At 61.7% G+C, this 24,852-nt stretch carries 28 protein-coding genes; 15 read left to right on the top strand and 13 right to left on the bottom strand.

All coding sequences use genetic code 11. The annotated features are described in order from the left end of the window. Positions 1-127: 127 nt before the first annotated feature. Positions 128-310: a hypothetical protein gene (locus tag BM269_RS29620; RefSeq protein WP_211482653.1), complete on the bottom strand. Its 183-nt coding sequence runs from the start codon at positions 308-310 to the stop codon at positions 128-130. Positions 311-664: 354 nt separating this feature from the next. Between BM269_RS29620 and BM269_RS03095 the strand changes: the two genes are divergently transcribed. Both BM269_RS03095 and BM269_RS03090 read left to right on the top strand, forming a co-directional pair. After that, entirely contained in the window at positions 665-1,153 is a 489-nt protein-coding gene (locus BM269_RS03095) for a pilin (protein WP_090435543.1), read from the top strand. A gap of 413 nt (positions 1,154-1,566) precedes the next feature. Beyond that, positions 1,567-2,046 carry a pilin gene (locus BM269_RS03090; protein WP_090435542.1) on the top strand — a complete coding sequence of 160 codons (480 nt, stop codon included), beginning with the start codon at positions 1,567-1,569 and terminating at the stop codon, positions 2,044-2,046. Positions 2,047-2,346: 300 nt separating this feature from the next. Here BM269_RS03090 and BM269_RS03085 read toward each other — a convergent pair whose 3' ends face one another. Genes BM269_RS03085 through moaC form a run of 3 tightly spaced genes read right to left on the bottom strand, consistent with a single transcriptional unit; the run spans position 2,347 to position 4,796 of the window. Continuing rightward, positions 2,347-3,045 carry a flagellar brake protein gene (locus BM269_RS03085; protein WP_090435541.1) on the bottom strand — a complete coding sequence of 233 codons (699 nt, stop codon included), beginning with the start codon at positions 3,043-3,045 and terminating at the stop codon, positions 2,347-2,349. A gap of 57 nt (positions 3,046-3,102) precedes the next feature. Continuing rightward, positions 3,103-4,320 carry an AGE family epimerase/isomerase gene (locus tag BM269_RS03080; RefSeq protein ID WP_090435540.1) on the bottom strand — a complete coding sequence of 406 codons (1,218 nt, stop codon included), beginning with the start codon at positions 4,318-4,320 and terminating at the stop codon, positions 3,103-3,105. Next, complete coding sequence (gene moaC, locus BM269_RS03075; RefSeq protein ID WP_090435596.1) at positions 4,320-4,796, bottom strand: cyclic pyranopterin monophosphate synthase MoaC; 477 nt, start codon at positions 4,794-4,796, stop codon at positions 4,320-4,322. Before moaC ends, BM269_RS03080 begins: the two co-directional genes overlap by 1 nt. Positions 4,797-4,832: 36 nt before the next feature. On the opposite strand from moaC, the gene BM269_RS03070 reads away from it, so the two are divergent. Continuing rightward, positions 4,833-6,389, top strand: a complete 1,557-nt coding sequence (locus BM269_RS03070) for a beta-barrel assembly-enhancing protease (RefSeq protein WP_229204471.1) — start codon at positions 4,833-4,835, stop codon at positions 6,387-6,389. Here BM269_RS03070 and BM269_RS03065 read toward each other — a convergent pair. The 6 genes from BM269_RS03065 to BM269_RS03040 are packed head-to-tail and all read right to left on the bottom strand — an operon-like array spanning position 6,386 to position 11,386. Next, positions 6,386-7,270, bottom strand: coding sequence for a tetratricopeptide repeat protein (locus BM269_RS03065; protein ID WP_090435539.1), 885 nt, complete (start codon positions 7,268-7,270; stop codon positions 6,386-6,388). The genes BM269_RS03070 and BM269_RS03065 overlap by 4 nt on opposite strands. Then, positions 7,267-9,081, bottom strand: coding sequence for a DUF885 domain-containing protein (locus tag BM269_RS03060; RefSeq protein ID WP_229204470.1), 1,815 nt, complete (start codon positions 9,079-9,081; stop codon positions 7,267-7,269). The genes BM269_RS03065 and BM269_RS03060 overlap by 4 nt, the downstream gene beginning before the upstream one ends. Before the next feature lie 57 nt (positions 9,082-9,138). Next, entirely contained in the window at positions 9,139-9,744 is a 606-nt protein-coding gene (locus tag BM269_RS03055) for a DUF2946 family protein (RefSeq protein ID WP_090435537.1), read from the bottom strand. 3 nt (positions 9,745-9,747) lie between these two features. Then, a complete protein-coding gene (locus BM269_RS03050; protein ID WP_090435594.1) occupies positions 9,748-10,710 on the bottom strand; it encodes a YheT family hydrolase in 963 nt (320 codons plus the stop codon). A gap of 43 nt (positions 10,711-10,753) precedes the next feature. Then, on the bottom strand, positions 10,754-11,176 hold the full coding sequence (locus tag BM269_RS03045; RefSeq protein ID WP_090435536.1) for a YybH family protein: 423 nt from the start codon (positions 11,174-11,176) through the stop codon (positions 10,754-10,756). 21 nt (positions 11,177-11,197) lie between these two features. After that, on the bottom strand, positions 11,198-11,386 hold the full coding sequence (locus tag BM269_RS03040; RefSeq protein WP_090435535.1) for a zinc-finger domain-containing protein: 189 nt from the start codon (positions 11,384-11,386) through the stop codon (positions 11,198-11,200). A 98-nt stretch (positions 11,387-11,484) separates the two neighbouring features. Here BM269_RS03040 and BM269_RS03035 point away from each other — a divergent pair, with 98 nt between their 5' ends. Then, on the top strand, positions 11,485-12,222 hold the full coding sequence (locus BM269_RS03035; protein WP_090435534.1) for an AzlC family ABC transporter permease: 738 nt from the start codon (positions 11,485-11,487) through the stop codon (positions 12,220-12,222). Further along, positions 12,215-12,544, top strand: a complete 330-nt coding sequence (locus BM269_RS03030; RefSeq protein WP_090435533.1) for an AzlD domain-containing protein — start codon at positions 12,215-12,217, stop codon at positions 12,542-12,544. Before BM269_RS03035 ends, BM269_RS03030 begins: the two co-directional genes overlap by 8 nt. On the opposite strand, the gene BM269_RS03025 is transcribed toward BM269_RS03030, so the two are convergent. Beyond that, positions 12,541-12,978, bottom strand: coding sequence for a hypothetical protein (locus BM269_RS03025; RefSeq protein ID WP_090435532.1), 438 nt, complete (start codon positions 12,976-12,978; stop codon positions 12,541-12,543). The genes BM269_RS03030 and BM269_RS03025 overlap by 4 nt on opposite strands. A gap of 76 nt (positions 12,979-13,054) precedes the next feature. Here BM269_RS03025 and BM269_RS03020 point away from each other — a divergent pair, with 76 nt between their 5' ends. After that, entirely contained in the window at positions 13,055-13,423 is a 369-nt protein-coding gene (locus BM269_RS03020; protein ID WP_090435531.1) for a VOC family protein, read from the top strand. On the opposite strand, the gene BM269_RS03015 is transcribed toward BM269_RS03020, so the two are convergent. After that, a complete protein-coding gene (locus tag BM269_RS03015) occupies positions 13,420-14,379 on the bottom strand; it encodes an alpha/beta fold hydrolase (protein ID WP_090435530.1) in 960 nt (319 codons plus the stop codon). The genes BM269_RS03020 and BM269_RS03015 overlap by 4 nt on opposite strands. 182 nt (positions 14,380-14,561) lie before the next feature. On the opposite strand from BM269_RS03015, the gene BM269_RS03010 reads away from it, so the two are divergent. The 9 genes from BM269_RS03010 to BM269_RS02970 all read left to right on the top strand — a co-directional run bounded on the left by BM269_RS03010 (position 14,562) and on the right by BM269_RS02970 (position 23,816). Further along, positions 14,562-15,395 carry a helix-turn-helix domain-containing protein gene (locus tag BM269_RS03010; RefSeq protein WP_090435529.1) on the top strand — a complete coding sequence of 278 codons (834 nt, stop codon included), beginning with the start codon at positions 14,562-14,564 and terminating at the stop codon, positions 15,393-15,395. Between the two features lie 56 nt (positions 15,396-15,451). Continuing rightward, entirely contained in the window at positions 15,452-16,183 is a 732-nt protein-coding gene (locus BM269_RS03005) for a substrate-binding periplasmic protein (protein WP_090435528.1), read from the top strand. Positions 16,184-16,273: 90 nt separating this feature from the next. Continuing rightward, positions 16,274-17,467, top strand: coding sequence for a phosphoglycerate kinase (locus tag BM269_RS03000; RefSeq protein ID WP_090435527.1), 1,194 nt, complete (start codon positions 16,274-16,276; stop codon positions 17,465-17,467). 64 nt (positions 17,468-17,531) lie between these two features. Then, a complete protein-coding gene (pyk, locus tag BM269_RS02995) occupies positions 17,532-19,001 on the top strand; it encodes a pyruvate kinase (RefSeq protein ID WP_090435526.1) in 1,470 nt (489 codons plus the stop codon). Positions 19,002-19,038: 37 nt separating this feature from the next. Then, positions 19,039-20,103, top strand: coding sequence for a class II fructose-bisphosphate aldolase (gene fba / locus BM269_RS02990; protein WP_090435525.1), 1,065 nt, complete (start codon positions 19,039-19,041; stop codon positions 20,101-20,103). A gap of 133 nt (positions 20,104-20,236) precedes the next feature. Next, positions 20,237-21,133 carry a phosphoribosylaminoimidazolesuccinocarboxamide synthase gene (locus BM269_RS02985; protein ID WP_090435524.1) on the top strand — a complete coding sequence of 299 codons (897 nt, stop codon included), beginning with the start codon at positions 20,237-20,239 and terminating at the stop codon, positions 21,131-21,133. A gap of 21 nt (positions 21,134-21,154) precedes the next feature. Continuing rightward, positions 21,155-21,643 (top strand): 5-(carboxyamino)imidazole ribonucleotide mutase, encoded by a 489-nt coding sequence (gene purE, locus BM269_RS02980; protein WP_090435523.1) that lies wholly within the window; start codon positions 21,155-21,157, stop codon positions 21,641-21,643. 35 nt (positions 21,644-21,678) lie between these two features. Next, positions 21,679-22,806: a 5-(carboxyamino)imidazole ribonucleotide synthase gene (locus tag BM269_RS02975; RefSeq protein WP_229204481.1), complete on the top strand. Its 1,128-nt coding sequence runs from the start codon at positions 21,679-21,681 to the stop codon at positions 22,804-22,806. Next, complete coding sequence (locus BM269_RS02970) at positions 22,803-23,816, top strand: L-threonylcarbamoyladenylate synthase (protein ID WP_090435521.1); 1,014 nt, start codon at positions 22,803-22,805, stop codon at positions 23,814-23,816. Before BM269_RS02975 ends, BM269_RS02970 begins: the two co-directional genes overlap by 4 nt. A gap of 14 nt (positions 23,817-23,830) precedes the next feature. Here BM269_RS02970 and BM269_RS02965 read toward each other — a convergent pair whose 3' ends face one another. Then, the gene (locus tag BM269_RS02965) at positions 23,831-24,817 is read right to left on the bottom strand and encodes a T6SS immunity protein Tli4 family protein (protein WP_139232654.1); all 987 of its coding nucleotides are present in this window, start codon (positions 24,815-24,817) and stop codon (positions 23,831-23,833) included. Between the last annotated feature and the right edge of the window lie 35 nt (positions 24,818-24,852).

Raw genomic sequence — 24,852 nt, 5'->3', positions numbered from 1 at the left:
GGTGGACGACTTCCTGCCCTGGAACTGCGCCAGCAAACTCCCCGGCGCTTAAACTCCGCTTCCCAGCGGTGTTGGGAACATCTTCGATTAAAGTAGCGTGGCGCTCAAGACGGCGCTGCCTTGACGCTTACGGTTGAGTCTCGAGTGAAATGACCCAGCGGTTCCTGCCCAATTCAAGCCGCCAAAGCAGATGCCTCAGAAGGTGTTTTATGCCCAGCGCCTGATGCGGGTGCTGGTTGCTGTAGAACCCGATCCAGTCGCCGAGAACTCGGCTGGCGTGCTGCAAAGCCTGAATGTGCTGGCGATGCACGCATTGCTCCTTCAACGTTCGAACCTCCGTCTTCTTCCACTGCGTGGCGGATCGTTTCGATCACTTGTCGTCCCCTCCCAGCAGAGACGCAAGCTTTTTTCCAGCACGCAGTTCAAGCATGGCGTCGCAATATGCCTCCAGGAGCCACTTGAGCTGGCGCAAATTTTGGCACCCAACTCCTGAAGAGCTGACAAATTTTGGAAGCCGATTGACCAAAAACGTCATCCCAGCAGGAGAAATTTGACAGTTTCTGACAGAAATCAGCACTTTTTGTTGACAAATTTAGATGGCACACGCATTGCTGATACTCCAGTGTCGCACCCAATTTTGTTTCTTTCTCTGAAGGAGTTGCAAATGAAATCCGTGAAAATGATTAAGCGCCAAGCACAAGCCGGCTTCACCCTGATCGAACTGATGATCGTTGTGGCCATTATTGGTATCCTGGCTGCAGTAGCAATCCCAGCCTATTCGGATTACACCGCAAAGGCTAAGATCGCCAACGCGATCACCGCTGCTGACTCGATCAAGACCGCAGTTTCCGTGTGCATCCAAGAAGCAGGCGGCGTGAAAGATAGCTGCGACGCCGGCTCCAACGGTATCACTGCGACTGGCGACTTCAAGGCAACCAAAGAAGTAGCTAATCTTGCTTCTGTGACGGACGGCGCCATTACCATCACCCTGGCCACCGGCATTTCCTCGGAAGCAGATGGCAAGACCATCACCTTCACCCCAACCCTGGATGCTAAAGATTCGACCGTGAAGTGGAACACCACCACCAACATCGCCCAGGCAAATGCGCCAGCAGTCTACTCTGCAATCACCAAGAATAACGTAGGTACCTAATCTACCTAGCTAGTAAAAAGACCGGGCTTCGGCCCGGTTTTTTTTTGCACAAACGATTTTTTGCCGGTCAGCCAGCATCGGCACCAGTGTTTTTCTGGGGGCGGGAAAACGTCCAGGGCATCCCGTCGAACATGACGGAAATGCTCGACCCTGATGGGGGGCTCGTGTGATTGCCTCGCAACCAGTAGCTGAGAAAACGGGCTCGACAAAGCTAGTACATCGGTGGGAAAAAATGAATGGTACCGAAATCATCGCGGCACCAAAGGGTAGGCATTTTAACTTAACTCGCAAGCGGTACCTCCGAACCGGTGCCTGGTCTGTCATTCGGACACTCAAACAGCAGCCTTGATGGAGCTGGCATGGCGATTGCTATTACCCCCGCATCAGACTCAATTTACTTGAAGGAGCACCAAATGCAATCCATTAGGCGTCAAGCACAAGCCGGTTTCACCCTGATCGAACTGATGATCGTTGTGGCCATTATCGGTATTTTGGCCGCTGTAGCAATCCCAGCTTATTCGGATTACACCGGCAAAGCAAAGATCGCCAACGCGCTTACCGCCGTCGACTCGATCAAGGCCGCAGTTGCAGTGTGCGTTCAAGAAGCAGGCGGCGTGTTCGACAACTGCGACGCTGGCTCCAATAGCATCACCAAGATCGCCGACTTCAAGCCAACCAAGGAAGTTGCTTCGCTAGAATCGGTTAACAATGGCGAAATCAAGATCAAGCTGGCTATAGGCATCTTCCCCGCAGCTGACGGCAAGACCATTACCTTCGCCCCGTCCCTGGATACCAAAGATTCGAGTATGAAGTGGAAAAACACCACCGACATCGTTGAGGCAGACGCACCAGCGGTGTACGCTGCAGTCGTAAAGAACAACGTAGCTCCTTAATCTAACTCGTAGTAATAAAAAAACCGGGCTTCGGCCCGGTTTTTTATATGGAAGACAGGTTTTGCAGCAAGGTGAAGTGCGACAATCCAGCTTGGAAAGTTGCAAAACCGCGTGAGTGCTTTGGTTGGCTAAGGACACCGCGTGTTGGGACGCCGGAGTCAAGCCTCAGTGAGGTGACGGCTTGGTGACCGTGATGTCATGAAGGTGAGTTTTAAGGTGCCTGGGCAGCCAAGACGAACATGGGGTGGTACGTATCACGGCGCTGCTGGCTGGCGATGCACGAAGCCAGCAGCATTGTGCTCACACGATTTTTTGACGATCAGCCAGCATGGCCTCGTAAGTCAGGTTTTGCAGCAAGGTGAAGTGCGCCGGATCGAGGCCGGTGAATTGCACGCCATAGCTGAACACATCCCTCCCGTCCATCTTCTGCGATTGTGCCACTGTGGCATTGCGCACCAGCACGGATGTATTGATGCGCACTTGCCGGTCATCGGGCGGAGCCAGTAGCGTGAAGTCCAGTTGCACCGTCTCTCCCTCGCGGCTCAATGGTTGGGCCGATTCGATCAGTGCGCCGGATACGCTCAGATTTACCAGGAACACGGAAGCATGGCTCCCATCGTCGCGCGACATCTTGGCCGGAATCTCGACCTTCACCCGCATGGCGGCACGCAGGCTGGTGCCCTGGATTTCGCTCGGGAAGGCCACATGCGCATACATCAGCGGCCGAAGGAAGACGCGCTGCACGACCGTCGAGAATGAGCAGACGTTCACGCCGGAGAATACGCGAACGGTCAGCTTGTCGCCCTCGGTAACGGAGATCGGTCCGTTGTTCTCCATCGGGATCTTGACGATCATGTACTCGTCGCGCACCCAGCCGATCACGGTCGAAAAATGCTGCATGGGGCGCAGGGTGCGATGGGTGATCAACTGGATGCGCCCGCCGACCTGCAGGTTCATCTGTTCAAACGCATATTCCTGCAATTTGTTTTCGCTCGCCATCGTCGTTATTGTCTATTTATGAGCAATTGCCCATTGTACAATAGGGCCGCGCACCAACTATTGCTTTGTCGATAGGACTGCCCAGTCCAGGCCCACCAGATGGTACGGATCGGGCTGCATCTTGTTGCAGCCCTCGCCGCAAGTTGATTTCGCGCCGAAGCGCCAGCCGCCGTTGTCGTGGTCGATGATTTCCTTGCCCACCAGCTCCAGCGTTTCATGATAACGCCGCGCCATCTCCGGGCGCTGGGCCACGGCCAGGAAGGCCTTCATGCCTTCCGCCTGCTGCCACCAGTATTTGCTGCGGTCGACCCGGCCGCTGGGCGACATGCGATTGAAGATGCCGCCATCCTGTTCGTCATAGCCATTCGCCACGGCGAACTTCAACAAGCGGTCCGCCACGTCGGCATAGATCGGTGGCAGGCCACGCTGTTCCGCGCTGCGCAGCAGGTGGCTCCATTCGAATTGGTGTCCGAGGTCGGTGAAACCGTCCTCGCCGGTAATCGGCTTCCACTGCGCGTCATACCACTCCGGAATATAAGCACCACCGTCGGGCAGGCCAACCATGAGCCGGTTCAGCACGAAGTCGCCCAGCTCGCGGGTATCGGCTAACACGTTCTGGTCGCCGGTGGCATCGATCAGGGCCAGTTGGGCCTCGAACATATGCATCAGGGGATTCTGTGAGTGCTTGCCTTCCTGAGTCGGTCCAAAATCGCGCGGCGCCGCGCCGCGCAAGCCGCCGTCCGGTTCGCGCAGGTTGCGGCGGATATCCTGCCAGGCCGCCAGCGCTGCCGCCTTGTATTTTGGCTCTCGCGTCACGCGTGCCGCGTGCGAGAGTGCCAGCAATGCAAATGCATGGCCGTAGCTGTTCTTGGTGGTGCTGACCGGCTTGCCGTTCGCATCGACAACCTGGAAGAATCCCCCGTGCAGCGGGTCGTGGAAAGACGCGAGCAGGAAGTCCGTGCCGCGCTTTGCCACTTCGAGGTAGCGTGCATCGCCAGTCGCCTCGTAGCCCACCAGCATGGTGTACACCAGGCGGCTGTGCAATGTCAGGTCGCCGCTGACTTTGCCGGGGGCCTGCCAATTGCGATCGAACTGCCCCTGCAGCAAGCCGGAAGGCGTGGGCGCCACCGTCAGCCAGCGTGACAGGTGCGCGTTGAGGTCTTTGCGGTGCCAGTCGGCATTTGCCACCTCGGCCATCGCACCGCGTCCGCCGCTATCGCTGTCGCATGCTGCGAGCAGGGCAAGGCATGCCGCCACGGCCACCCGGCGCAGCATCAGGCTTTCCAGTCGCCGGACTTGCCGCCCGCTTTTTCAGTGACGCGGATGTCGGTCATGACCATGCCGCGGTCGACGGCCTTGCACATGTCGTACACGGTCAAGAGGCCGACCTGCACCGCGGTCAGCGCTTCCATCTCCACGCCGGTCTTGCCGTAGGTTTCCACTTGGGCGCGGCAATGCACGGTGTTGCTGGGTTCATCGGTGGTAAAGTCCACAGCGACGCGGGTCAAAGCCAAGGGGTGGCACAGGGGCACCAGGTCGGCCGTGCGCTTGGAGGCCATGATGGCGGCAATGCGGGCGATGCCAAGTACGTCCCCTTTCTTGGCGGTTCCCGATAGAATGAGCGCCAGCGTTTCCGGCTTCATGCGGATACTGCCGGTGGCGACGGCAATGCGGTGGGTTTCGGCCTTGGCGCCGACATCGACCATATGGGCTTGGCCGGCAGCGTCAAAATGAGTAAGGTGTTCGGTCATCGCGTAGCTCTCTTGTTGAACGGGTATGATAGCACTGTGAATGCACTACATTTTCGCCGCCCCTTGCTGGCGGCACTGGTTTCCGGCCTGCTGATCGCCGCCCCGGCAGGGCAGGCGCAGCAGACCGAATTGCCGACGCTGGGCGATGCTTCGCGCGAGGACATGTCCCCGGTGATGGAGAAGCGCCTGGGTGAAGAGATCATGCAAAGCCTGCGCTTCGAGCGCGACTACCTGGATGATCCGCCCATCATCGAATACCTGAATAATTTCGGCACCAAGCTGGTGGATGCGCGGCCGGGCGCGCGCGGCGACGCCAACCTCGAATACTATTTCTTCGCGATCCGCGACAAGAACCTGAACGCGTTTGCCATGCCAGGCGGCTATATCGGCGTGCACTCGCAACTGCTGCTGGCGGCGCAGAATGAGTCCGAGCTGGCCTCCGTGCTGTCGCACGAAATCGGCCACGTGGCGCAGCGGCATATCGCGCGCCAGCTTGGGGCGCAGAAGACCGATGCCTTGATCCCCCTGGCTGCAATGCTGCTGGCCGCGCTGGCGGCCAAGTCCAGTTCCGATGCGGCAATGGGCGTATTCATGGGCGGGCAGGGGCTGGCGATCCAGCGCCAATTGAATTTTGGCCGTGATGCGGAGCGCGAGGCGGACCGCGTCGGTTTCCAGATCATGAATGCTGCCGGCTATGACGCCAGCGGCATGGTGTCCTTCTTCCAGCGCATGCAGAACAGCACGCGCATGTACAGCGACCTGATGCCGCCCTGGCTGCTGACCCACCCGCTGACCACGGAACGTATCGCCGATATCCAGGCACGCATCCGCGAGCAGAAGTTCAGCCAGCGCGTCGACGGCATGGACTTCCACCTGATCCGCGCCCGTGCCCGTGTACTGCAGGACGAGAGCAGCAAGGGCCTGTCGGACACCGAAGCCGTGTTCAGGAACCAGATCCAGCAGCCGGGCCGCCAGAACGTGGCAGCCGGCCAGTACGGCCTGGCCATGGTGTCGCTCAAGCGCTCCGAATTCACTGCCGCCCAGGAGTGGCTCGACAAGGCGCGCGCCACCATCGACAAGCCGCCGGTCGCGGGCGCGTTCAGTACCCCGATCCCGCGCGGCACGACCGATTCGGCGCTGGCCTATCTGTCGCTCGAGATCAAGCTGGCGCAGGAGGGTAAGCCGGAGGTGATAGCCGCTGCCATTGAAGAGGCGAAGCAGGCGCAGGGCCGCTATCCACTGTCGCGCGGCCTGGTGTGGCAGTACGCCGATGCCCTGATCAAGGGCGGGAAGTATGACGAAGCCACGCGTTTCCTGCGCGACCAGCTACAGATGTACCGGCGCGAGCCGGAACTGCACGACTACATGGCGCAGGCCTACGCCAAGCAAGGCAAGATCGCCCTGCAGCACATCTCGCTGGCGGAATCGTATGTGCTGCTGGGCGGTGTGCTGGCGGCGCTGGACCAGCTTGCGCTGGCCCGCAAAGCCCCGGACGCGACCTACTACGACCAGTCGGTGATCGACGCCCGCGAGCGTGAGTTGCAGGCGAAGCGTAAGGAAATGCTGGGCGATAAGAAGAAAGACAAGGATTAATCCGCCGGCGCTTCCAGCTCGAGCGAAATCTCTACCTGCATCTGCGCGATGCCGGGGACCTGGTCGAGGATCGCTTCGATCGCTTCGAACGAGGTTGCGGCAATGCCGGCCAGCCGCGTTGGATTCCACTGGGGGGCCTGCTGGTCGTCCTCGGCATGCTCGTGCGGAACGCCTTCGCTGCACGCCTTGCATAGCGTACGTACATTGGCTGTCCAGTCTTCAAACGGCATGTCGGCGGCATTGAATGCTGCCTCCAATGCAGCCATTTGCTGTTCGGTAGCTTCCTTCACTTCCAGGCAGAACGTGCTGAGCTTCGATGCTTCGAATAGTTCCAGGACATTGAACACCATATACTCCCTGCCACGCGATACGCGCGAACCGACACCGGCGCCATCGTGCAGGATGATGTCGCCGCAGCGGAAGCCGGACTCCGGATAGGGAATATTGCGCAGTATCGCGCGCACCGGGTCGATACGGGTGCCCCAGACCACTTCACCATCGCCGTCCGGGTTAAGCCGGACAGGCGTTGGGCCGTAGTCGCCATTGATTGGCCCAGCGACTCCATCGAGTTCGATGCCGTTGTCGGCCCACGCCTTGCGCGCCGAGGCCCAGTCGCGCAGCGCAGTCGCCGCAATGGCCAGGTTCCAGCGGCTTGCCTCATCGTCCGGACGCAGCGTATATGCCCGCTGGTTGTATTCGAAGCACTTGCGCCAGTCATTGCGGTACTTGTAGACCAGGCCCATGTTGTAAAGCGTTTTCGCCGCACCAGGGTTCAGGCGAAGCGCTTCCTCGTAGGCCTGCAGCGCCAGTTCGTCATCGCCTGCCTCATGGTGGGCGATGCCCTGGTCGTTCAGCTCTTCCGCACGTTCTAAATCGTTCATGCGGCCTTCCGCTTGGCGACCCAGTCATTGACCACGCCTTCCAACAGGGTCATTGGCAGGGCGCCGTGTACCAGCACTTCGTTGTGGAACTGCTTCAGGTCGAACTTGTCGCCAAGCTCCTTCTTCGCCTGTTCGCGCAGCGCGAGGATCTTCAGCATGCCCACCTTGTATGCCAGCGCCTGGCCTGGGATGACGAAGTAGCGCTCGATCTCCGCCGTCACGTCGCCTTCCGCCATACCGGTGGTGTTCATCATGTAATCGGTCGCCTGTTCGCGCGTCCAGCGCTTGTAGTGGATGCCGGTATCGACCACCAGGCGGGTAGCGCGCATCATCTCGTCGCGCAGGCGGCCCAGGTTGTCCAGCGGGGTTTTCTGGAAGCCTTGCTCCGCCGCCAGCCGTTCCGCGTATAGCGCCCAGCCTTCGTGATAGGCGGTGAATGGAATGATCTTGCGGAAAAACGGCACGCCCGTCATCTCCTGCTGGATCGCGATCTGGAAATGGTGGCCCGGGATACCCTCGTGGTAAGCCAGCGTGCGCATGGCGAATTTCGGCGTCTCACCCGGTGCGCGCATATTGGCGTAGAACACGCCCGGACGGCTGCCGTCGAAGGAACCCTGCATATAGTAGGCGCCCGGCGCGGTCGCCTGCGACGCAACCGGCACTGCCTGCACTTCAACGCCCAGTTTCGGGCGCACGTCGAACACCGGGCCCAAGCCCTTGTTCACTTCATCCAGGATGGCCTGGTACTGCGCCAGCATGGCTTTCTTGCCTTCGTCGGTATTGGGGTATTGCTGTTCCGGGCGCGAAGCCAGGATTTGCACGCGCTTGCCGATCGAGCCTTCGCTCAGGCCTTCGCCCTTGAGGATGGCATCCATCTCCGCGCCTACGCGTGCCACTTCGGCCAGGCCCAGTTCATGCACCTGCTGCGGCGTCATGTCCGAGGTGGTATGCGAGCGCACCGCCCAGGCGTAGTATGCCTCGCCGTTCGGCAGGCTCCAGGCGCCGTTGTTGGCAGTGGCCTTGGCTTGCAGCGCGGTGAAGGCATCAATCAGCTTGCCGTATGCCGGATAAACCGCTTCCTGCACCGCCTTCTCGGTTCGTGCCAGCAGCGCGCTGCGGTCGGCATCGGACAATCCATTCACCTTGGCCAGCTTGTCGCGCATATTGGTCACCAGCACATTTTCCTTTACCGGTGCGGCGACAACGGCCTTCATCTCCGCCAGCACCTTGTCGACGGTGAATTTAGGCGGCACGATGCCTTTGCTTTCGCTGAGGCGGATCGCCTCCACCACCTGGCCGAACTTCGCCGGGAACAGGTTCAGGCGCGCGATATAGGCTTCCGCCTCGCCCTTGTCGGTGACCTGGTGCACGTCGGTCATGAACTGCGGCTGCATGCTCTGCACGCCCATCATCTGGTTGACCGGGAAGCCGTGGTCGATGAACGGTTCACCCTCCACCTGGCTTTTCAGGAAGAAGCGCAGCGTGTCGTAGGACAGCTTGCCTTCGGCATCCAGGCCTTCGGTGCTGTAGCTCTCCAGGACCGCCAGGTCTTGCTTGAGCTGGGCCAACTGCTTGGCGCTGTGGGCAGGGGAGGCGTCATCCAGCTTCTTGCTGTAGAAGTCCAGCCAGCCAGGCAGGATGCGCATGCTCGACAGCATCTCGGGGCTGTCGATCGCATAGGCCGCAAAGACGCGGGCGTAGAACCAGTCCAGCTTGATGGGCTTGAAATACCAGGTGTGGGCGACCAGGGCCAGTACCAGTACGACCAGGCCGAGCGTCATACCACCCAGCCACTTTGCTGCACGTTTCATCAGGAGATCTCCGGGGTTGTTTTTCTCGTAACATCATGCCCCGGAGCGGGCGGCCGGTCAAGGTTGCGGCAGGCGTTCGAAACTGAATGCTTGCGGCACGGTGTCGCGCGCGATGGCGGCCAGCGGCACTGCGCGCTCGCCGACGCGCAAGGTCAGGGGCGACAGGCTGGCGGGATCGCTGGCCGCGGCATCCAGCCACGCCAGCAGGGCGTTGTCGCCTACCGGGCGGCCGTTCAACTCCAGTTGCGGCAGCAGCTGTGCGAAGTCGCGGTCGTCGAGCTGGGCCAGCACGCCGCCGCTGCGCAGCAGCAGTTCGCCGGCCTCGGTCAGCCAGGCCGCATCGATCTCGCCGAGCGGTGCGCCGGTATGCAGCACAAAGCCGTGGACCGGATCGGTGCGCGCGATGAAGGGCGTGGTTTCCAGGTTCAGGTACACGCGCTGCGGCCCGTTCTGGAAATACCAGCGGCCCTGCTCATCGCTCTGGTAATTGCGGGTGATGAAGCCGACCAGCGCCGGATTGGTCAGCTTGTCGCCGGCCTCGTTGAAATGCTGGGCGCGTTCATCGCGCATGCGCCAGTTGCCGCGTGCATCGAGCGCCAGCCAGCCGTAGCAGTGCGGCACATTGGGCCACTTGGCCATCGCCTGTTTGACTACGTCATCCATGGTTCACGCCTCGGCCATCGCGGGAGTTTCGACCGCGGTGAGGAAGTTCAACATGCGCAGCGGCAGCCAATCGAGGCTGCCCGGCATGCGGCCGGTGGCAAATCCCACATGGCCGCCTTCTTCCGGATAATCCAGCACCACCTGGCGTGACGCGTTACGCGGCAAATATGCGCCAGGCATGAAGGGATCGTTCTTTGCGTTCAGCACCAGGGTGGGCACCGTAATGTCGGTCAGCACGTGCTTGGCGCTGGCGCGGTCCCAGTAATCGTCCGCATCGCGGTAGCCGTGCAGCGGGGCCGTCACCAGATTGTCGAAGGCGTGCAGATCCTGCGCCGCCATCAGCGCATCAAGGTCGAACAGGCCGGGGAATTGCTGCAGCTTGGCCAGGCATTTCGGCTTCAGCGTCTGCAGGAACATGCGCGTGTACAGGCGGCTCAGGCCGCGCGACAGGGCAGTGCCGCCCTGCGCCAGGTCGAGCGGCGCCGACACGGCGCAAGCCGCGTCGACAAACTCGGCCTGGTGCTGCGACTCGCCCAGCCAGCGCAGCAAGACATTGCCGCCCAGCGACACGCCGCAAGCGTAGAACTTGCCGGTGGCGTGCGGACGCAGGCGGCGGATGATCCAGTCCAGTTCCCCGGAATCGCCGGAATGGTAGAAGCGCGGCGCCAGGTTCGGCTCACCGGAGCAGCCGCGGAAATGCGGCACGGCGCCGGACCAGCCGCGGCGCGTGATTTCCGCCATCAGGGCGCGTGCGTAATGGCTGTCGGACGAGCCTTCCAGCCCGTGGAACAGCACCACGAATGGCTTGCCCGGCGTGCCGTCGACGAAATCGACATCGATGAAATCCGCGTCCGGCGTCGGCCACCGCTCGCGGCGGAAACGGACCTCGGGCTTGGCTATGCAGGTAGCCGGGTAGATAGTCTGCAAATGGCCGCTAGGCAGCCAGAATGGGGCGATGTAGTTCATGGCGCGGCCGGGATCGACCCAGCGGGCCAAATCCCCCTTTTTTTTAGTGCAGTATTTGAGCGCGCGGATCGACGGGAACAGGTCCCGGCGCTACAGACACATGATGCAACACAATGCGCCAACCCTTCGGTGTCTTAACGTACACATTGGTCGCAATCAGGTGCGCCGGCTCGCCGCTTGCCGCTGTGACGCCCTCGATGACAGTATGCACCGAACTCATCAGGTTGTGTGTCTCATGCAGCTGGGACGGGCGAATTTGCAACCCGCCGTGTTCCAAAAGTGCACTCCAGGAATCGCGGATGGCGCCATGCCCGATCAGGCGCGGGCCGCCGGGATGGACGCAGACGATTTCCTCGTCGTCCGCCCACAGCGCCATCAGGGCTTCCAGGTCGGCCCGGTTCAAGGCATCGTAAAAGGCCGCTTCGACTTCTGCCGCACTGCCATTCTGGTGTTTACGCGCTGCCATCCGGGCTCCGGGGAAGGGTGATTAATGGTGGCCGGCGTCGGCGCCCGGTTTCAGCTGGTACTGGGTGCCGCAGTAAGGGCATTTCGCTTCGCCATGCTTGAAGTCCAGGAACACGCGTGGGTGCGAAGACCACAGCGGCATGGCTGGATTCGGGCAGTAGGCCGGCAGGTCTTTGCCATCAAGTTCTACTGGCTGGGTGGCGTTGCTCATTTTATAACACTCCGCGAGATCAAAAACCAAGATTTTAATGCATCCCGGCAGCGAGAAGCATTCGTCGGTAGAATGTCGGCTTTCCCGTGCACCTGCCAATGAGTTCTCCAGATAGCCTGCCCGACGTCGCGGCCCACCACCAGCCTTCCTGGCGCGCCGGGCTGAAAGACGGCACCCCGACCCTGTTTGGCATCGCTGCCTGGGGCTTGGTGGTGGGCGTTGCCATGGTCAAGTCCGGCCTCACGGTGGCGCAGGCGCTGGGCATGACGCTGCTGGTGTTTGCCGGTTCGGCGCAACTGGCCTCGCTGCCGCTGATTGCCGCTGCCGCACCGGTCTGGGTGATCTTCCTGACGGCGGTGGTGGTCAATCTCCGTTTCGTGATCTTCGCCGCCTTGCTGGCGCCGCACTTTGCCAAGCTGCCGTTGTGGCGCCGCTTCCTGCTTGGCTACGGCGCCGGCGACATGACGACTGCCTTGTTCCTGCAACGCTACCCGACCGAAAAGCCGGCAGAAGGCAAGGTGTCCTACCTGCGCGGCTTGCTGTACCCGAACTGGTTCGCCTGGCAGTTCGGCTCCGTTGCCGGGATTTTCCTTGGCAACGCGGTGCCCGCGGAATGGGGCCTGGGCTTTGCCGGCACGCTGGCGATTGTCTGTATTACCGTGCCCATGGTGGCCAGCCGCCCCGCGCTGTGCGGCGCGCTGGTGGCCGGCGCGACCGCCGTGCTGGCGCATGGCTTCCCCTACAAACTCGGCCTGCTGGCGGCGGTAATGGTTGGCATGGTGACCGCCATGGTAGTTGAAGGCATGATCGAACGACGAAAGGCTGCCAATGTCTGATCTTGAAGTCTGGCTGACCATTGCCGCCCTGGCTTGCGCAACTGCGGTCACGCGTTCCTCGTTCTGGGTCATCGGCGAGCACGTCTCGATCCCGACCCGCGTGCAGGAGATGCTGCGCTATGCGCCGGCATGCGCCTTGGCCGCCATCATCGGGCCGGACCTGCTGCTCGACCCGCAAGGAACGGTTGAATTCAGCTTCCACAACTACAAGCTGCTGGCCGGCGCCACCGCCATCGCCTACTACCTGGTCCGCCGCAATATGCTGGAGACCATCGTGTTCGGCATGGCGTGTTTCACTGCGCTTCGTTTGCTAGTGGGCTAACTGCCGGAAGAGATCACAAGGCGCTCGATCGTCAGGTCTTTCAGCGCGTAGCCGTACAGGTTTTCCGGGTCCCCCGGTTCATCATCGAGGCCATAGAAGTTGCTCATCTTGCGCGGGGACAGCAGGAACGAAATGCCTGGAAAGCCTTCGACGCTGAAAACACCGTCCTCGCTGAAATAGGGGCGGCCAAGCTTGGTTTGAACATCGGCCAGCGTCGAACCAATGCCGATGCCCCGGAAAGTGCCGTCGTAATCGCCGTGAAGGTGCATGAACAGCAATTCCTGCCCTTTGCCGAGGAAAAAATCCACCTGCTCATATTTCAGGCAAGTGCGCTGGCGCGTTGGCGTGTAATCGAACGCAGCCCGGATATCGTCTTCGCTCATGCCGAGCGTCCAGTTATCCGCCCGCAGTCCTGGAATGATGCGCTGATCCAAATTGATCTCCCCTTATTCAATAGGCAATGTATTCTACGGATTTCCTGCGATCGCGATAACACTGTTGGGAGGCACAATGGCGGAACTTGACCACATGATCTTACGGGTGAGCGACCCGGCAGCTTCGATCCGCTTTTATGAAGACGTGCTTGGCTTTAAGCACGAGGGCAAGGCGGGGCCGTTCGAGGTGGTGCGCGTCAGCGAGGGCTTCACACTGGACTTGCTGGCGGAGCCGCCAACCATGCATTTGCACCTCGCTTTCCGCGTCGACCCGGCACACTTCGAACGCGTGACCGTGCAGCTGCGCGAGCGCCGCATTCCGTTCGGCGGCAACCATATGGACCGCGCCAGCAGCCAGCCGCAGCCGCAGTACGGCGCGCGCGGGCTGGCGCTGGCTTGCTACTTCGAAGATCCGGACGGGCACAACCTGGAAATCCGCTATTAGGCCTTCCAAAGCCGGCGCGCTTCCTCCGCAATGATGTCGGGGAATTCCTCCTGGAAGAACAGCTTGCCTTCCGGGATGGCGCGGATGCCTTGTGAGCGCGGGAAGAGCCGGTCGAGATAGCGTGCGTCGGCCATGGTAAAGATGGTATCGCTGGCGCCCCAGACCATCCGTACCGGCACAGTGCTGAGCCGCAATCGCGCTTCGATGCCGGCTAGCGGGTTCGGCGACAGGGCGTTGTGGAATTCGTGGTACTGCGTGCGGCGCAGTGGTGAGCTCACCAGCGGGGCTGCGTAGTACTCGATGATGTCGTCAGTCAGTTGTGACGGGTTGTGGAACACGGCGGCGCCAAACGTCGAGCGGGCCAGGGCCTTGTCGGTCAGCCATTTGGCAGTGTCGTCGGCCAAGGTGCCGTTGCGGGCCATCTCCAGCACTGGCGCGATTTCGGCGGGCGGGCTGTGCGGCTCGATGTCGCAGTTGGTCAGCATCAGGCTGCGCACGCGTTGTGGGTAGCGCAGCAGGAAGAGTTGCGCCACTGCGCCACCGCTGTCGCTGGCGACGATGTCCACCGCGCCGGTGCCCAGCTTGTCGAGCAGCGCGGCCAGCATCTCGGCCTGGGCGGAGGCGGCCAGCGACTGGCCGGCGGGCACCTCGGAATAGCCGAGGCCCATGAAATCAGGCGCGATGCAGCGGCGGTAAGGCGACAGGCGTTCCAGCGCACCGCGCCACTGCAAGCCGTTCAGCGGGGCGCCATGCAGGAACAGGGCGGCCGCCGGACCAGCCCCACGTTCAACATAGGCGATTCGGCCGTATTGCAGTGTCGCGAAGCGGCGCGCGGCGCGGAACTGCGCCGCTTCGCTGGTGGCGGCCGGGCTGGCGGGCGCGGCGATGGACAACGGCGTCAGGGCGCTGGCGGCCAGCGCGTTGCCGGCCAGGGAAAGGAAATTTCGGCGTTTCAATTGCGGTCTCCATGCAGGTGGCTTTGTGGTCTCGCCATCCTATCGGCGCCGTCCGCCGGTCGCGCGCATGAACGGCCGCTGGCGAGCACGATCGGCTGTTTTTTTATTGCGCCCGGGGCAGAACTGGCGCACTCTCCCAGTTCCTGTGAGAGAGGACGCAATGAGGACGTAATGAGGACGCAATGACTGCCAGACCTAGCTGCTACCCGGTGCGGGACGAGGTGCCGCTGCTGGACGTTTTGACTTCGCCCGTCCCGCAAGGCCGCTTCGACTCGCCGCTGGACGATCGTCACGTGTTATGCCTGCATTTGGGCGCGCCGGTGCCGGTCAGCTACCGCGCTGGCCGTTACGAGCGGCAGGGAGCCAGGCTGCATGGCCAGTTCTGCGTGGTGCCTGCAGGCTCCAGCACCCGCTGGACGCTGACGGCACCCGCTACCTCGTTACTGCTGCGCCTGAATCCCTCCCTGCTGCAGGATGCCGCCGGACACATGCGCTTGGATCCTGGGCTGGTGCCCGCCATCCACATCCGCGACCCGCAAATTGAGCGCATCGGCTGGATGATGCGGGCCGAAGAGCAAGACGGCCACCCTGGCGGCCGCATCTTTGCGGACAGCCTCGCCAGCGCCCTGGCGGCCCGCTTGCTGCTACGGCAAACGCTTGCATCCCTCCGGCCCGCCGCGGCACCCGTGCGCGCCTTGCCCGCCTGGCAACTGCAGGCTGTGCAAGATTACGTCGAAGCCAACCTCGACCAGGACCTGACCCTGGTGGAATTGGCTGCAGTAACGGGCTTTAGCGTTTCCCATTTCAAGGAACTGTTCCGCCATGCGGCGGGCATGCCCGTGCACCGTTACGTCCTGATTTGCCGCGTCGAACGCGCTCGCCAGCTTCTGCTGCAAGGCAAACTCAGCAACACCGAAATTGCGCTGGAAGCGGGCTTTGCCCATCCCAGCCATATGGCGCGCTGCATGCGCCAACTCCTGGGCCTGGCACCTGCCCAATTTCGCGCCAAGGCTTGACCGTTCCAGCCAACGGCTTTTTCCGCCCTACAATGAAGTAAACGCTGGAGGCGAAGATGGGGAAGCTGTTGCTGGCACTGCTGCTGGGCTGCGTTGCCGCTGGCTGCCGGGCGGAGCAGGTGACCATGTACCTGATGGCGGTGCCTCCGCTGACGCTGAACGACCCGGAGCGCAAAGGCGTGGCAGGCGATATTGCCCTCGAGGCGCTCAGGCGCGCGGGCTATGACGTCAGGCTGGAAGTCGTGCCGAGCAATCGCGCGTTGGCGATCGTTGCCCATCCGTCTGCGCGCAACCTGCTGATCATTCCGCTGGCCCGTGTGGCGCCGCGGGAAAACCGCTACACCTGGATTGCTCCGCTGGCCAAAGTCAACCGCGCCTTCTTTTCTTTGAAGAAGTCGGTCCGCACCTTTGGCGAAGCGCGCGCCAGCTTCCACGCCATCGGCGTGTCGCGCGGGACCGCCGGCTTGCACATCTTGCGCGAGGAGGGTTTCAGCGGTGATCAAATCCGCGAGCTGAACCAGGCGCAGACTCCGCCCAAGATGCTGCTGCAACACCGTATCGACGCATGGTACGGCCCGCTCGCCGAAGGCAAGGAGCTCTTGCTGTCAGCCGAAGCGGCGGCGAAGACCTTCGTCAGCCCGCCCTTGGGTCCAACCTACAATTACCTGGCCTGCTCGCTATCCTGCCAGCCGCAGATGGCGGCCCGCCTGGCGGAAGCGCTGGCCCAGATGGAGATGGATGGCAGCGCACGTTCCATTCGCGAGAAATATGGTTGGATTGACAATTAAATATCGGCTTTCCCCGAGCTTAACAAGCGGCTAAGCGCCTCCGGCTTAAGGTAAAATAGCGCTCTTTCCAACTGTGACCCCTGAGTAACCATGCTGAAATTCAACCGCCTGGAAGACCTCGTAGCGCACAACGCGCTGCAGGGCAAGCGCGTCTTTATCCGTGCAGATCTGAACGTGCCGCAGGATGATGCGGGCAATATCACCGAAGATACGCGCATTCGTGCTTCGATTCCGGCGATTAAGGCGGCCCTGGGCGCTGGCGCCAAGGTCATGGTGACTTCCCACCTGGGCCGTCCGACCGAAGGCGAGTTCAAAGCCGAGGACAGCCTGGCGCCCATCGCCAAGCGCATGTCCGAGCTGCTGGGCCAGCCGGTTGAACTGAAGCAGGACTGGGTCGATGGCGTGGAAGTCGCTGCCGGCCAGGTTGTGCTGCTGGAAAACTGCCGCGTCAACAAGGGTGAAAAGAAGAATTCCGATGCGCTGGCCGAGAAAATGGCCAAGCTGTGCGACGTGTACGTGAACGATGCTTTCGGCACCGCGCACCGCGCCGAGGCGACTACCCACGGTATCGCCAAGTTTGCTCCGATCGCTTGCGCCGGCCCGCTGCTGGCCGCTGAGCTCGATGCGCTGGGCAAGGCCCTGGGCGCGCCGGCTCGTCCGCTGCTGGCCATCGTGGCCGGTTCGAAAGTGTCGACCAAGCTGTCGATCCTGAAATCGCTGGCCGACAAGGTCGACAACCTGATCGTCGGTGGCGGCATTGCCAATACCTTCATGCTGGCTGCCGGCCTGAAGATCGGCAAGTCGCTGGCGGAAGCCGACCTGGTGGCGGATGCCAAAGCCATCATCGAAATGATGGCTGCCCGTGGTGCCCAGGTGCCGATTCCGGAAGACGTGGTGTGTGCCAAGGAGTTTTCGCCAACCGCCGTGGCGACCGTGAAGGACGTGGCCGACGTGGCGGACGATGACATGATCCTGGACATCGGCCCTAAGACTGCCGCCAAGCTGGCCGCCCAGATCGCCGGAGCCGGCACTATCGTCTGGAACGGCCCGGTCGGTGTGTTCGAGTTCGATCAGTTCGGCGAAGGCACCAAGACCCTGGCCATGGCGATCGCCAGCTCCAAGGGTTTCTCGATCGCCGGCGGTGGCGACACCCTGGCTGCCATCGCCAAGTACCAGATCACTGAGAAGATCGGCTATATCTCCACCGGCGGCGGCGCCTTCCTGGAATTCCTGGAAGGGAAGACCCTGCCGGCAGTGGAAATCCTGGCGCAACGCGCCCAGTAACACGGTAAAAGGCGCCCGCAAGGCGCCTTTTGAACTTTTTTAAGCTCACACGAAGGAAACCTTCATGGCACGTGGTACCAAGATCGTCGCAACTATCGGCCCAGCTTCGACCGACCTCAGCATCCTGATCCAGATGATCAAGGCAGGCGTCGACGTGGTCCGCCTGAATTTCTCCCACGGCAAGGCGCAGGATCATATCGATCGCGCTGCCCTGGTGCGACAGGCGGCTGCGGAATGCGGCAAGGAAGTGGCGATCATGGCCGACATGCAGGGTCCGAAGATCCGTATCGGCAAGTTCGAGAACAACAAGATCGAGCTGGCCAAGGGCGACAAGTTCATCCTGGATGCCAAATGGGGCGAGAACGGCGAACTGGGCAACCAGGAGCGTGTGGGCCTGGACTACAAGAGCCTGCCGAGCGACGTGCGGCCGGCCGACGTGCTGCTGCTGAACGATGGCCTGATCGTGCTGACCGTGGACAAGATCGTCGGCAGCGAAATCTATACCACCGTGAAGATCGGCGGCGAGCTGTCCAACAACAAGGGCATCAACCGCCAGGGCGGCGGCCTGACCGCGCCGGCGCTGACCGCCAAGGACATGGAAGACATCAAGACCGCGATGTCGTTCCAGGCCGATTACCTGGCGATCTCGTTCCCGAAAAACTCCACCGATATGGAAATGGCGCGCCAGCTGGCGAATATCGCCGGCGAGCCGTTCGGCTTCAAGCCGATGATGATCGCCAAGATCGAGCGCGCTGAAGCGATTCCTGCGCTGCAGGAAATCCTGAACGCCTCCGACGGCATCATGGTGGCCCGCGGCGACCTGGCTGTCGAAGTAGGCAATGCCGCCGTGCCTGCGCTGCAAAAGCGCATGATCCGCATGGCGCGCGAGTCGAACAAGATCGCCATCACCGCGACCCAGATGATGGAGTCGATGATCTTCAACGCCGTGCCGACCCGCGCCGAAGTGTCCGACGTGGCCAACGCCGTGCTGGACGGTACCGATGCCGTGATGACCTCGGCCGAAACCGCGTCCGGTAAATACCCGGTGGAAACTGTGGAAATGATGGCGGCCATCTGCACCGAAGCCGAGCAATCCGAATACAACAAACTCGATGCGGACTTCCTGAACGCCCGCTTCACCCGCATCGACCAGTCGATCGCCTATGGCGCCCTGTTCACCGCGCACCACCTGCGCGTGAAGGCGATTGTGGCCCTGACCGAATCCGGCTCCACCGCGCTGTGGATGAGCCGCCACAACATCGACACCCCGATTATTGCGCTCACGCCGAGCACCACCACCCAGCGCAAGCTGGCCTTGTACCGTAACGTGTGCACCCACCAACTGATGCAGGACGCACCGACCGACGTCGTGTTGCGCAACGCGGAAGACCTCCTGGTAAGACAGGGTATTGCCCAGAAGGGCGATATGATTGTGGTTACCTGGGGTGCGCCGATGGGCAAGGTGGGCGGCACGAACGCACTGCGTATCGTGAAAGTAGGTGAGTTTACTCACCGCGCCGACTCGGCACGATAAACGCTAACGATTTCTTTATTGTTATTGGAGTTCTACCATGTCCCTCGTATCCATGCGCCAACTGCTGGACCACGCCGCTGAACACGGCTACGGCATCCCGGCTTTCAACGTCAACAACCTGGAACAAGTGCAGGCCATCATGGCCGCCGCCGACGCCGTCAACGCGCCGGTGATCATGCAGGCTTCCGCCGGCGCCCGTAAATACGCTGGCGAAGCCTTCCTGCGCCACCTGATCGACGCAGCGATCGAAGCCTACCCGCACATCCCGGTCGTGATGCACCAGGACCACGGCCAGTCGCCGGCAGTCTGCATGGCTGCCATCAAGTCCGGCTTCTCCTCCGTGATGATGGACGGCTCCCTGATGGCTGACGGCAAGTCCGTCGCTTCCTACGAATACAACGTGGAAGTGTCGAAAGAAGTGGTGAAGTTCTCCCACTCGATCGGCGTGACCGTGGAAGCGGAACTGGGCGTGCTGGGTTCCCTGGAAACCATGAAGGGCGACAAGGAAGACGGCCACGGCGCGGAAGGCACCATGACCCGCGAACAGCTGCTGACCGACGTGGCACAAGCTGCCGACTTCGTGCAGAAGACCCAGTGCGACGCGCTGGCGATCGCGATCGGCACCTCGCACGGCGCCTACAAGTTCACCCGCAAGCCAACCGGCGACATCCTGGCGATCGACCGCATCAAGGAAATCCACGCCCGCATCCCTAACACCCACCTGGTGATGCACGGTTCTTCCTCGGTGCCGCAGGAACTGCTGGCCATCATCCGCGAATTCGGCGGCGACATGAAGGAAACCTACGGCGTGCCGGTGGAAGAAATCCAGGAAGGCATCCGTCACGGCGTGCGCAAGATCAATATCGATACCGATATCCGCCTGGCCATGACCGCTGCCGTGCGCAAGTACATGTTCGAGAATCCATCGAAGTTCGACCCGCGCGACTTCCTGAAGCCAGCCCGCGCTGCCGCTGAAGAAGTGGTCAAGGCACGCTTCCTGTCGTTCGGCTGCGAAGGCCGTGCGTCGATGATCAAGCCGGTCTCGCTGGAGAAGATGGCTGAGCGTTACAAGGCCGGCGAGCTGGCCCAGATCGTCAAGTAATACAACCGGCAAAGCGGTGTCTGACCCGCAGGGTCAGACACCTGATGCGCCAGCGCCGCGTGAACTTGCCAAGTGTCTGACCCCGTGGGTCAGACACTGGTTTACCGGTTCTAAAAATCTCAGAGTCCCCGCCATGAACAGCCTGTACAAATCCTCCATCAAATCCCTCCCCCTGCTGGGCCACGGTAAAGTGCGCGACAACTACGCCGTCGGCACCGACAAGATCCTGATCGTCACCACCGACCGCCTGTCCGCGTTCGACGTCGTGATGAACGAGCCGATCCCCGGCAAAGGCATGGTCCTGAACCAGATGTCCGATTTCTGGTTCGAGAAACTGGGCCACATCGTCCCTAACCACCTGACCGGCGTCAGCCCGGAATCGGTCGTGGCACAAGACGAAGTGGAGCAGGTCAAAGGCCGCGCAGTCGTTGCGAAGCGCCTGAAGCCGATCCTGGTGGAAGCGGTGGTACGCGGCTACATCATCGGCTCCGGCTGGAAAGACTACCAGGCCAGCGGCGCGATCTGCGGCATCAAGCTGCCGGAAGGCCTGCAGCAAGCCGACAAACTGCCGGAACCAATCTTCACCCCGGCCGCCAAGGCCGACCTGGGTGAGCACGACGAAAACATCTCCTTCGAAGAGATGGAACAGAAAATCGGCGCCGAACTGGCCGCCAAGATCCGCGCAGTGGCAATCAAGCTGTACACCACCGCTGCCGACTACGCGGCCACCAAAGGCATCATCATCGCCGACACCAAGTTCGAGTTCGGCCTGGACGACAACGGCGTCCTGCACCTGATGGACGAAGTCCTGACCGCCGATTCCTCGCGCTTCTGGCCGGCGGACTCCTACCGTCCCGGCATCTCCCCTCCGTCCTACGACAAGCAGTTCGTGCGCGACTACTTGGAAACCCTGAAGGACTGGAACAAGACCCCACCGGCACCAGCCCTGCCGGCGGAAGTGATTGAAAAAACCCAGGCCAAGTACTTCGAAGCCATCGAACGTCTGACCGGCGAAAAGCTGAAGGTATAAGCCATGCCAGAGAATCAGCCAATGAGCAAACCGTTGGTCGGCATCATCATGGGCTCGTCCTCGGACTGGGACGTGATGAAGAACGCCGTCGACATGCTGAAGCAGTTCGGCGTACCGTATGAAGCGCAAGTGATCTCCGCCCACCGCATGCCGGACGAAATGTATGCCTACGCCAAGAGCGCCCGCGCCCGAGGCCTGCGCGCCATCATCGCCGGCGCCGGCGGCGCGGCCCACCTGCCGGGCATGGTCGCTGCCATGACCATCGTGCCGGTGCTGGGCGTGCCTGTTCCGTCCAAGTACCTGCGCGGCGAAGACTCGCTGCTGTCCATCGTGCAGATGCCGAAGGGCGTGCCGGTGTCGACCTTCGCCATCGGCGAGGCTGGCGCTGCCAACGCGGGCCTGACCGCGGTGGCGATCATCGCCACCACCGACGACGCGCTGGCCGCCAAACTGGAAGAATTCCGCGTGTCCCAGACCGCGGCCGCTAAAGCAATGGTTTTGCCTGTATGAGTAATGTGAAGAACCCTCCAGCGTGGCTGGGCGTGATGGGCGGCGGCCAGCTTGGCCGCATGTTCGCGCACGCTGCGCAGAGCATGGGCTACAACGTGGCCGTGCTGGAGCCGGCCGCCGACTGTCCTGCGGGACAGGCGGCGAATCGCCTGATCAATGCCGGCTACAACGATGCCGCCGGCCTCGATGCACTGGCTGCGCAATGCGTGGCCGTCACCACCGAGTTCGAGAACGTGCCGGCCGACAGCCTGTCGCGCCTGGCGCAATCGGTCTTCGTGGCGCCGAATGCCCACGGCGTGTCCGTGGCGCAGGACCGCATTGCGGAGAAGAGCTTCTTTGTTGCCAGCGCCGCCAAGTCGGGCGTGATGCCGGCGCCGCATAAAGTGATCGCCACCGACGCCGATATCGACGCCATCAGCGAGGACCTGCTGCCGGGCATCCTGAAGACTGTCCGCATGGGCTACGACGGCAAGGGCCAGGTGCGCGTGAAATCGCGCGACGACGTGCGTGCCGCCTTTGATGGCATGGGCCAGGTGACCTGCCTGCTGGAGAAGATGCTGCCGCTGGCGTACGAGGTATCCGTGCTGACCGCACGCGGTGCCGACGGCGCCTCGGTGGTTTACCCGATCGCCGAAAACGTGCACCGCGACGGCATCCTGTTCACGACTACCGTACCGGGCCCGAACATCACCGGCGATTGCGCTGCCAAGGCGCAAGCGGCAGCGAAGGCCATCGTGGCGGAACTGGGCTACGTGGGCGTCCTGTGCATCGAGTTCTTCGTGCTGGCCGATGGTTCGCTGGTGGTCAACGAGATGGCGCCGCGTCCGCATAACAGCGGCCACTACACGATCGACGCCTGCGTCACCAGCCAGTTCGCACAGCAGGTGCGTGCCATGGCCGGCCTGCCGCTCGGCGATGTGCGCCAGCATTCGCCGGCAGTCATGCTGAACATCCTCGGCGACATCTGGTACGAAGGCGACGATGTGCGTGAACCTGCGTGGGACCAGGTACTGGCCCTGCCAGGCGCCAACCTGCACCTGTACGGCAAGGAAGAACCGCGCCGCGCCCGCAAGATGGGTCACCTGACCTTCGTTGCGCCGACGCTGGCCGAAGCGCAGCAGCACCTCCATGCCGCCTGCGCCGTCCTCGGGATCGAAGCATGACCGACGCAGCATCCCGCGATATCGCCGGCGCGGCAGCCGCGCTGGCGAATGGCGACCTGGTCGCCTTCCCCACCGAGACCGTGTACGGCCTCGGTGCGGATGCCGAGAACCCGGCCGCCGTCGCCAAGATTTATGCTGCCAAAGGCCGCCCGCAAGACCATCCGGTGATCGTGCACGTCGCCCCCGGTGCCGACATCGATTACTGGACCACCGAGGTACCCGATGAAGCGCGCGCCCTGGCGCGCGCCTTCTGGCCCGGCCCGTTGACCCTGATCCTGAAACGCAATGCCCACATTCCCGACGCCGTTTCCGGCGGCCAGGATACGGTCGGCATCCGCTGCCCGTCGCACCCGGTTGCCATGCAACTGCTGCAAGCATTCAAGGAAGGCAAGGGCGGCGTGGCTGCGCCATCGGCTAACAAGTTCGGCAATGTCAGCCCGACCACTGCCCAGCACGTGCATGACGAATTCGGCGACGACCCGCGCCTGGCGGCCATCCTCGATGGCGGCTCGAGCCAGGTTGGCATTGAATCGACCATCCTCGACCTGTCGCGCCTGGCCACGCACGGCCCGGTGCTGCTGCGTCCCGGCCACATCACCGCGCAGCAGATCGCCGACGTGATCGGCACCATGCCGCGCCAGCCTGACCAGGCCGCGCCGCGCGCTTCCGGCACGCTGGAATCGCATTACGCGCCGAAGGCGCCGGTGGCACTGTTGCCGACTGGCGACATCGAAAAAACCCTTGCAGAACTTACGCTGCGAGGGCGGTGTGCCGCGCTGATCCACTACTCGCCGTTTGCGCTCTCTCTACCAAATGTGGCGCTCCCGGCCGAGCCAAAAGGGTATGCTTATGGTGTGTATGCCGCGTTGCGCGCGATGGACCAGCAGCAGGTCGAGCTGATTCTCGTGGAAACACCACCGAGCGACGATGCCTGGCTGGGCGTTAACGACCGCCTGCGCCGCGCCGCCTTCGGTTCGACTGGCATTATTGAGCGTTTCCTGAAATCCTGAACCGGCGATGCCGGCTAGGGATGCACTGCCATCGGTCGGGGCCTGATTGAGCCGATAACGGTGTCCCACAGTGATATGGCTTCCTCATCGGTGATTGAAGGCTTTGTGCTGCCAGTTGTGTTGCCTTTGACCCCGGTGTGAAGTTCAATCTGAAGTACTGGCAACAAGGGATTCTTGGGCTCGCCGTGGCTTTGGAAGGCAAATTCGTGGTTCTCGCCTTCATGCTTCTGCGCTGGCTTATGCGCCAGGACTTCGAAACCATGCCAACCGCCTAGCTGGCGGTAGCCGCTGCGTAGCAATTTAATCTGCGAGTACCACTTCCCCATACCGGACTTGATTGCGGCCTGTTTCGCACGGATCATCCTTGGCTCCAAGGCGTCCGATTCGATGAAGATGTCCTTCTTCGTCATTTCGATTGCCATGTGGACGTCAGGGAACTCCTTCAAACGGATGCCCAATGTGACTTCTTCCAGCATGTAGCGCGACGGCTCGCGCAAGAAGGCTCCATCCAGACAAACGCCTGGTTCATTCGGAATTTCATCGTCTGCACGGCTGCGCAAGGAACGGGCAACTTCTGTTAAGAGGTCGGTCGCTTCGAGGTATGTGCTGTCCTTACCACTGACCGGATACTCTTGTAGGTAAAGATCTTTTCCAATGCGAATATAGGATCGAACGTTGTAGTAGGAGCCGACAGCTCTGTCGACGTCGAAGACCATTTTATGAAATTCGCCGGCCCCAGCAAGTATTTTGCCTAGCATCGAATTTTGACCGTTCAGCTCTTCGTCCGCATATTTTAGTTGAGATGAAACTGTGGCTGTAGCCCGCTTCAAGGTAGCCTCCATGTTTCTTCCTTCGCCTTCAAGCCGTGAAAGATAAACCGGCACACGCGCAGGTCCATAAACGACTTCAGCATTTTTGGGCACGTCGATCAGGAACCTGCCCAGGCAGATGGTTCGTTTTTCGCCTTTGATCTGGTCAATCCGTTTTGTGATGACGGTCATATTTTTCTCCATTGCTTTACGCTTATCTGCCGCGA

Origin of the sequence: Duganella sp. CF458 (assembly GCF_900113115.1) — a bacterium.
GTDB lineage: Bacteria > Pseudomonadota > Gammaproteobacteria > Burkholderiales > Burkholderiaceae_D > Rugamonas.
The sequence above is the reverse complement of the archived record's forward strand: the minus strand, read 5'-3'. Positions and strand labels throughout refer to the sequence as shown.

Excerpts from the sequence above, each read along its gene's own strand:
- BM269_RS02975 (WP_229204481.1), top strand. The coding sequence starts at position 21,679 with ATGGGCGGCGGCCAGCTTGGCCGCATGTTCGCGCACGCTGCGCAGAGC.
- BM269_RS03060 (WP_229204470.1), bottom strand. The coding sequence starts at position 9,081 with ATGAAACGTGCAGCAAAGTGGCTGGGTGGTATGACGCTCGGCCTGGTC.
- BM269_RS03035 (WP_090435534.1), top strand. The coding sequence starts at position 11,485 with ATGAGTTCTCCAGATAGCCTGCCCGACGTCGCGGCCCACCACCAGCCT.
- BM269_RS02985 (WP_090435524.1), top strand. The coding sequence starts at position 20,237 with ATGAACAGCCTGTACAAATCCTCCATCAAATCCCTCCCCCTGCTGGGC.
- BM269_RS03050 (WP_090435594.1), bottom strand. The coding sequence starts at position 10,710 with ATGAACTACATCGCCCCATTCTGGCTGCCTAGCGGCCATTTGCAGACT.
- purE (WP_090435523.1), top strand. The coding sequence starts at position 21,155 with ATGAGCAAACCGTTGGTCGGCATCATCATGGGCTCGTCCTCGGACTGG.
- BM269_RS03095 (WP_090435543.1), top strand. The coding sequence starts at position 665 with ATGAAATCCGTGAAAATGATTAAGCGCCAAGCACAAGCCGGCTTCACC.
- moaC (WP_090435596.1), bottom strand. The coding sequence starts at position 4,796 with ATGACCGAACACCTTACTCATTTTGACGCTGCCGGCCAAGCCCATATG.
- BM269_RS02965 (WP_139232654.1), bottom strand. The coding sequence starts at position 24,817 with ATGACCGTCATCACAAAACGGATTGACCAGATCAAAGGCGAAAAACGA.
- BM269_RS03040 (WP_090435535.1), bottom strand. The coding sequence starts at position 11,386 with ATGAGCAACGCCACCCAGCCAGTAGAACTTGATGGCAAAGACCTGCCG.
- BM269_RS03055 (WP_090435537.1), bottom strand. The coding sequence starts at position 9,744 with ATGGATGACGTAGTCAAACAGGCGATGGCCAAGTGGCCCAATGTGCCG.
- BM269_RS03090 (WP_090435542.1), top strand. The coding sequence starts at position 1,567 with ATGCAATCCATTAGGCGTCAAGCACAAGCCGGTTTCACCCTGATCGAA.
- BM269_RS03010 (WP_090435529.1), top strand. The coding sequence starts at position 14,562 with ATGACTGCCAGACCTAGCTGCTACCCGGTGCGGGACGAGGTGCCGCTG.
- BM269_RS03005 (WP_090435528.1), top strand. The coding sequence starts at position 15,452 with ATGGGGAAGCTGTTGCTGGCACTGCTGCTGGGCTGCGTTGCCGCTGGC.
- BM269_RS03080 (WP_090435540.1), bottom strand. The coding sequence starts at position 4,320 with ATGCTGCGCCGGGTGGCCGTGGCGGCATGCCTTGCCCTGCTCGCAGCA.
- BM269_RS02970 (WP_090435521.1), top strand. The coding sequence starts at position 22,803 with ATGACCGACGCAGCATCCCGCGATATCGCCGGCGCGGCAGCCGCGCTG.
- BM269_RS03000 (WP_090435527.1), top strand. The coding sequence starts at position 16,274 with ATGCTGAAATTCAACCGCCTGGAAGACCTCGTAGCGCACAACGCGCTG.
- BM269_RS03045 (WP_090435536.1), bottom strand. The coding sequence starts at position 11,176 with ATGGCAGCGCGTAAACACCAGAATGGCAGTGCGGCAGAAGTCGAAGCG.
- pyk (WP_090435526.1), top strand. The coding sequence starts at position 17,532 with ATGGCACGTGGTACCAAGATCGTCGCAACTATCGGCCCAGCTTCGACC.
- BM269_RS03085 (WP_090435541.1), bottom strand. The coding sequence starts at position 3,045 with ATGGCGAGCGAAAACAAATTGCAGGAATATGCGTTTGAACAGATGAAC.
- BM269_RS03020 (WP_090435531.1), top strand. The coding sequence starts at position 13,055 with ATGGCGGAACTTGACCACATGATCTTACGGGTGAGCGACCCGGCAGCT.
- BM269_RS03030 (WP_090435533.1), top strand. The coding sequence starts at position 12,215 with ATGTCTGATCTTGAAGTCTGGCTGACCATTGCCGCCCTGGCTTGCGCA.
- BM269_RS03065 (WP_090435539.1), bottom strand. The coding sequence starts at position 7,270 with ATGAACGATTTAGAACGTGCGGAAGAGCTGAACGACCAGGGCATCGCC.
- fba (WP_090435525.1), top strand. The coding sequence starts at position 19,039 with ATGTCCCTCGTATCCATGCGCCAACTGCTGGACCACGCCGCTGAACAC.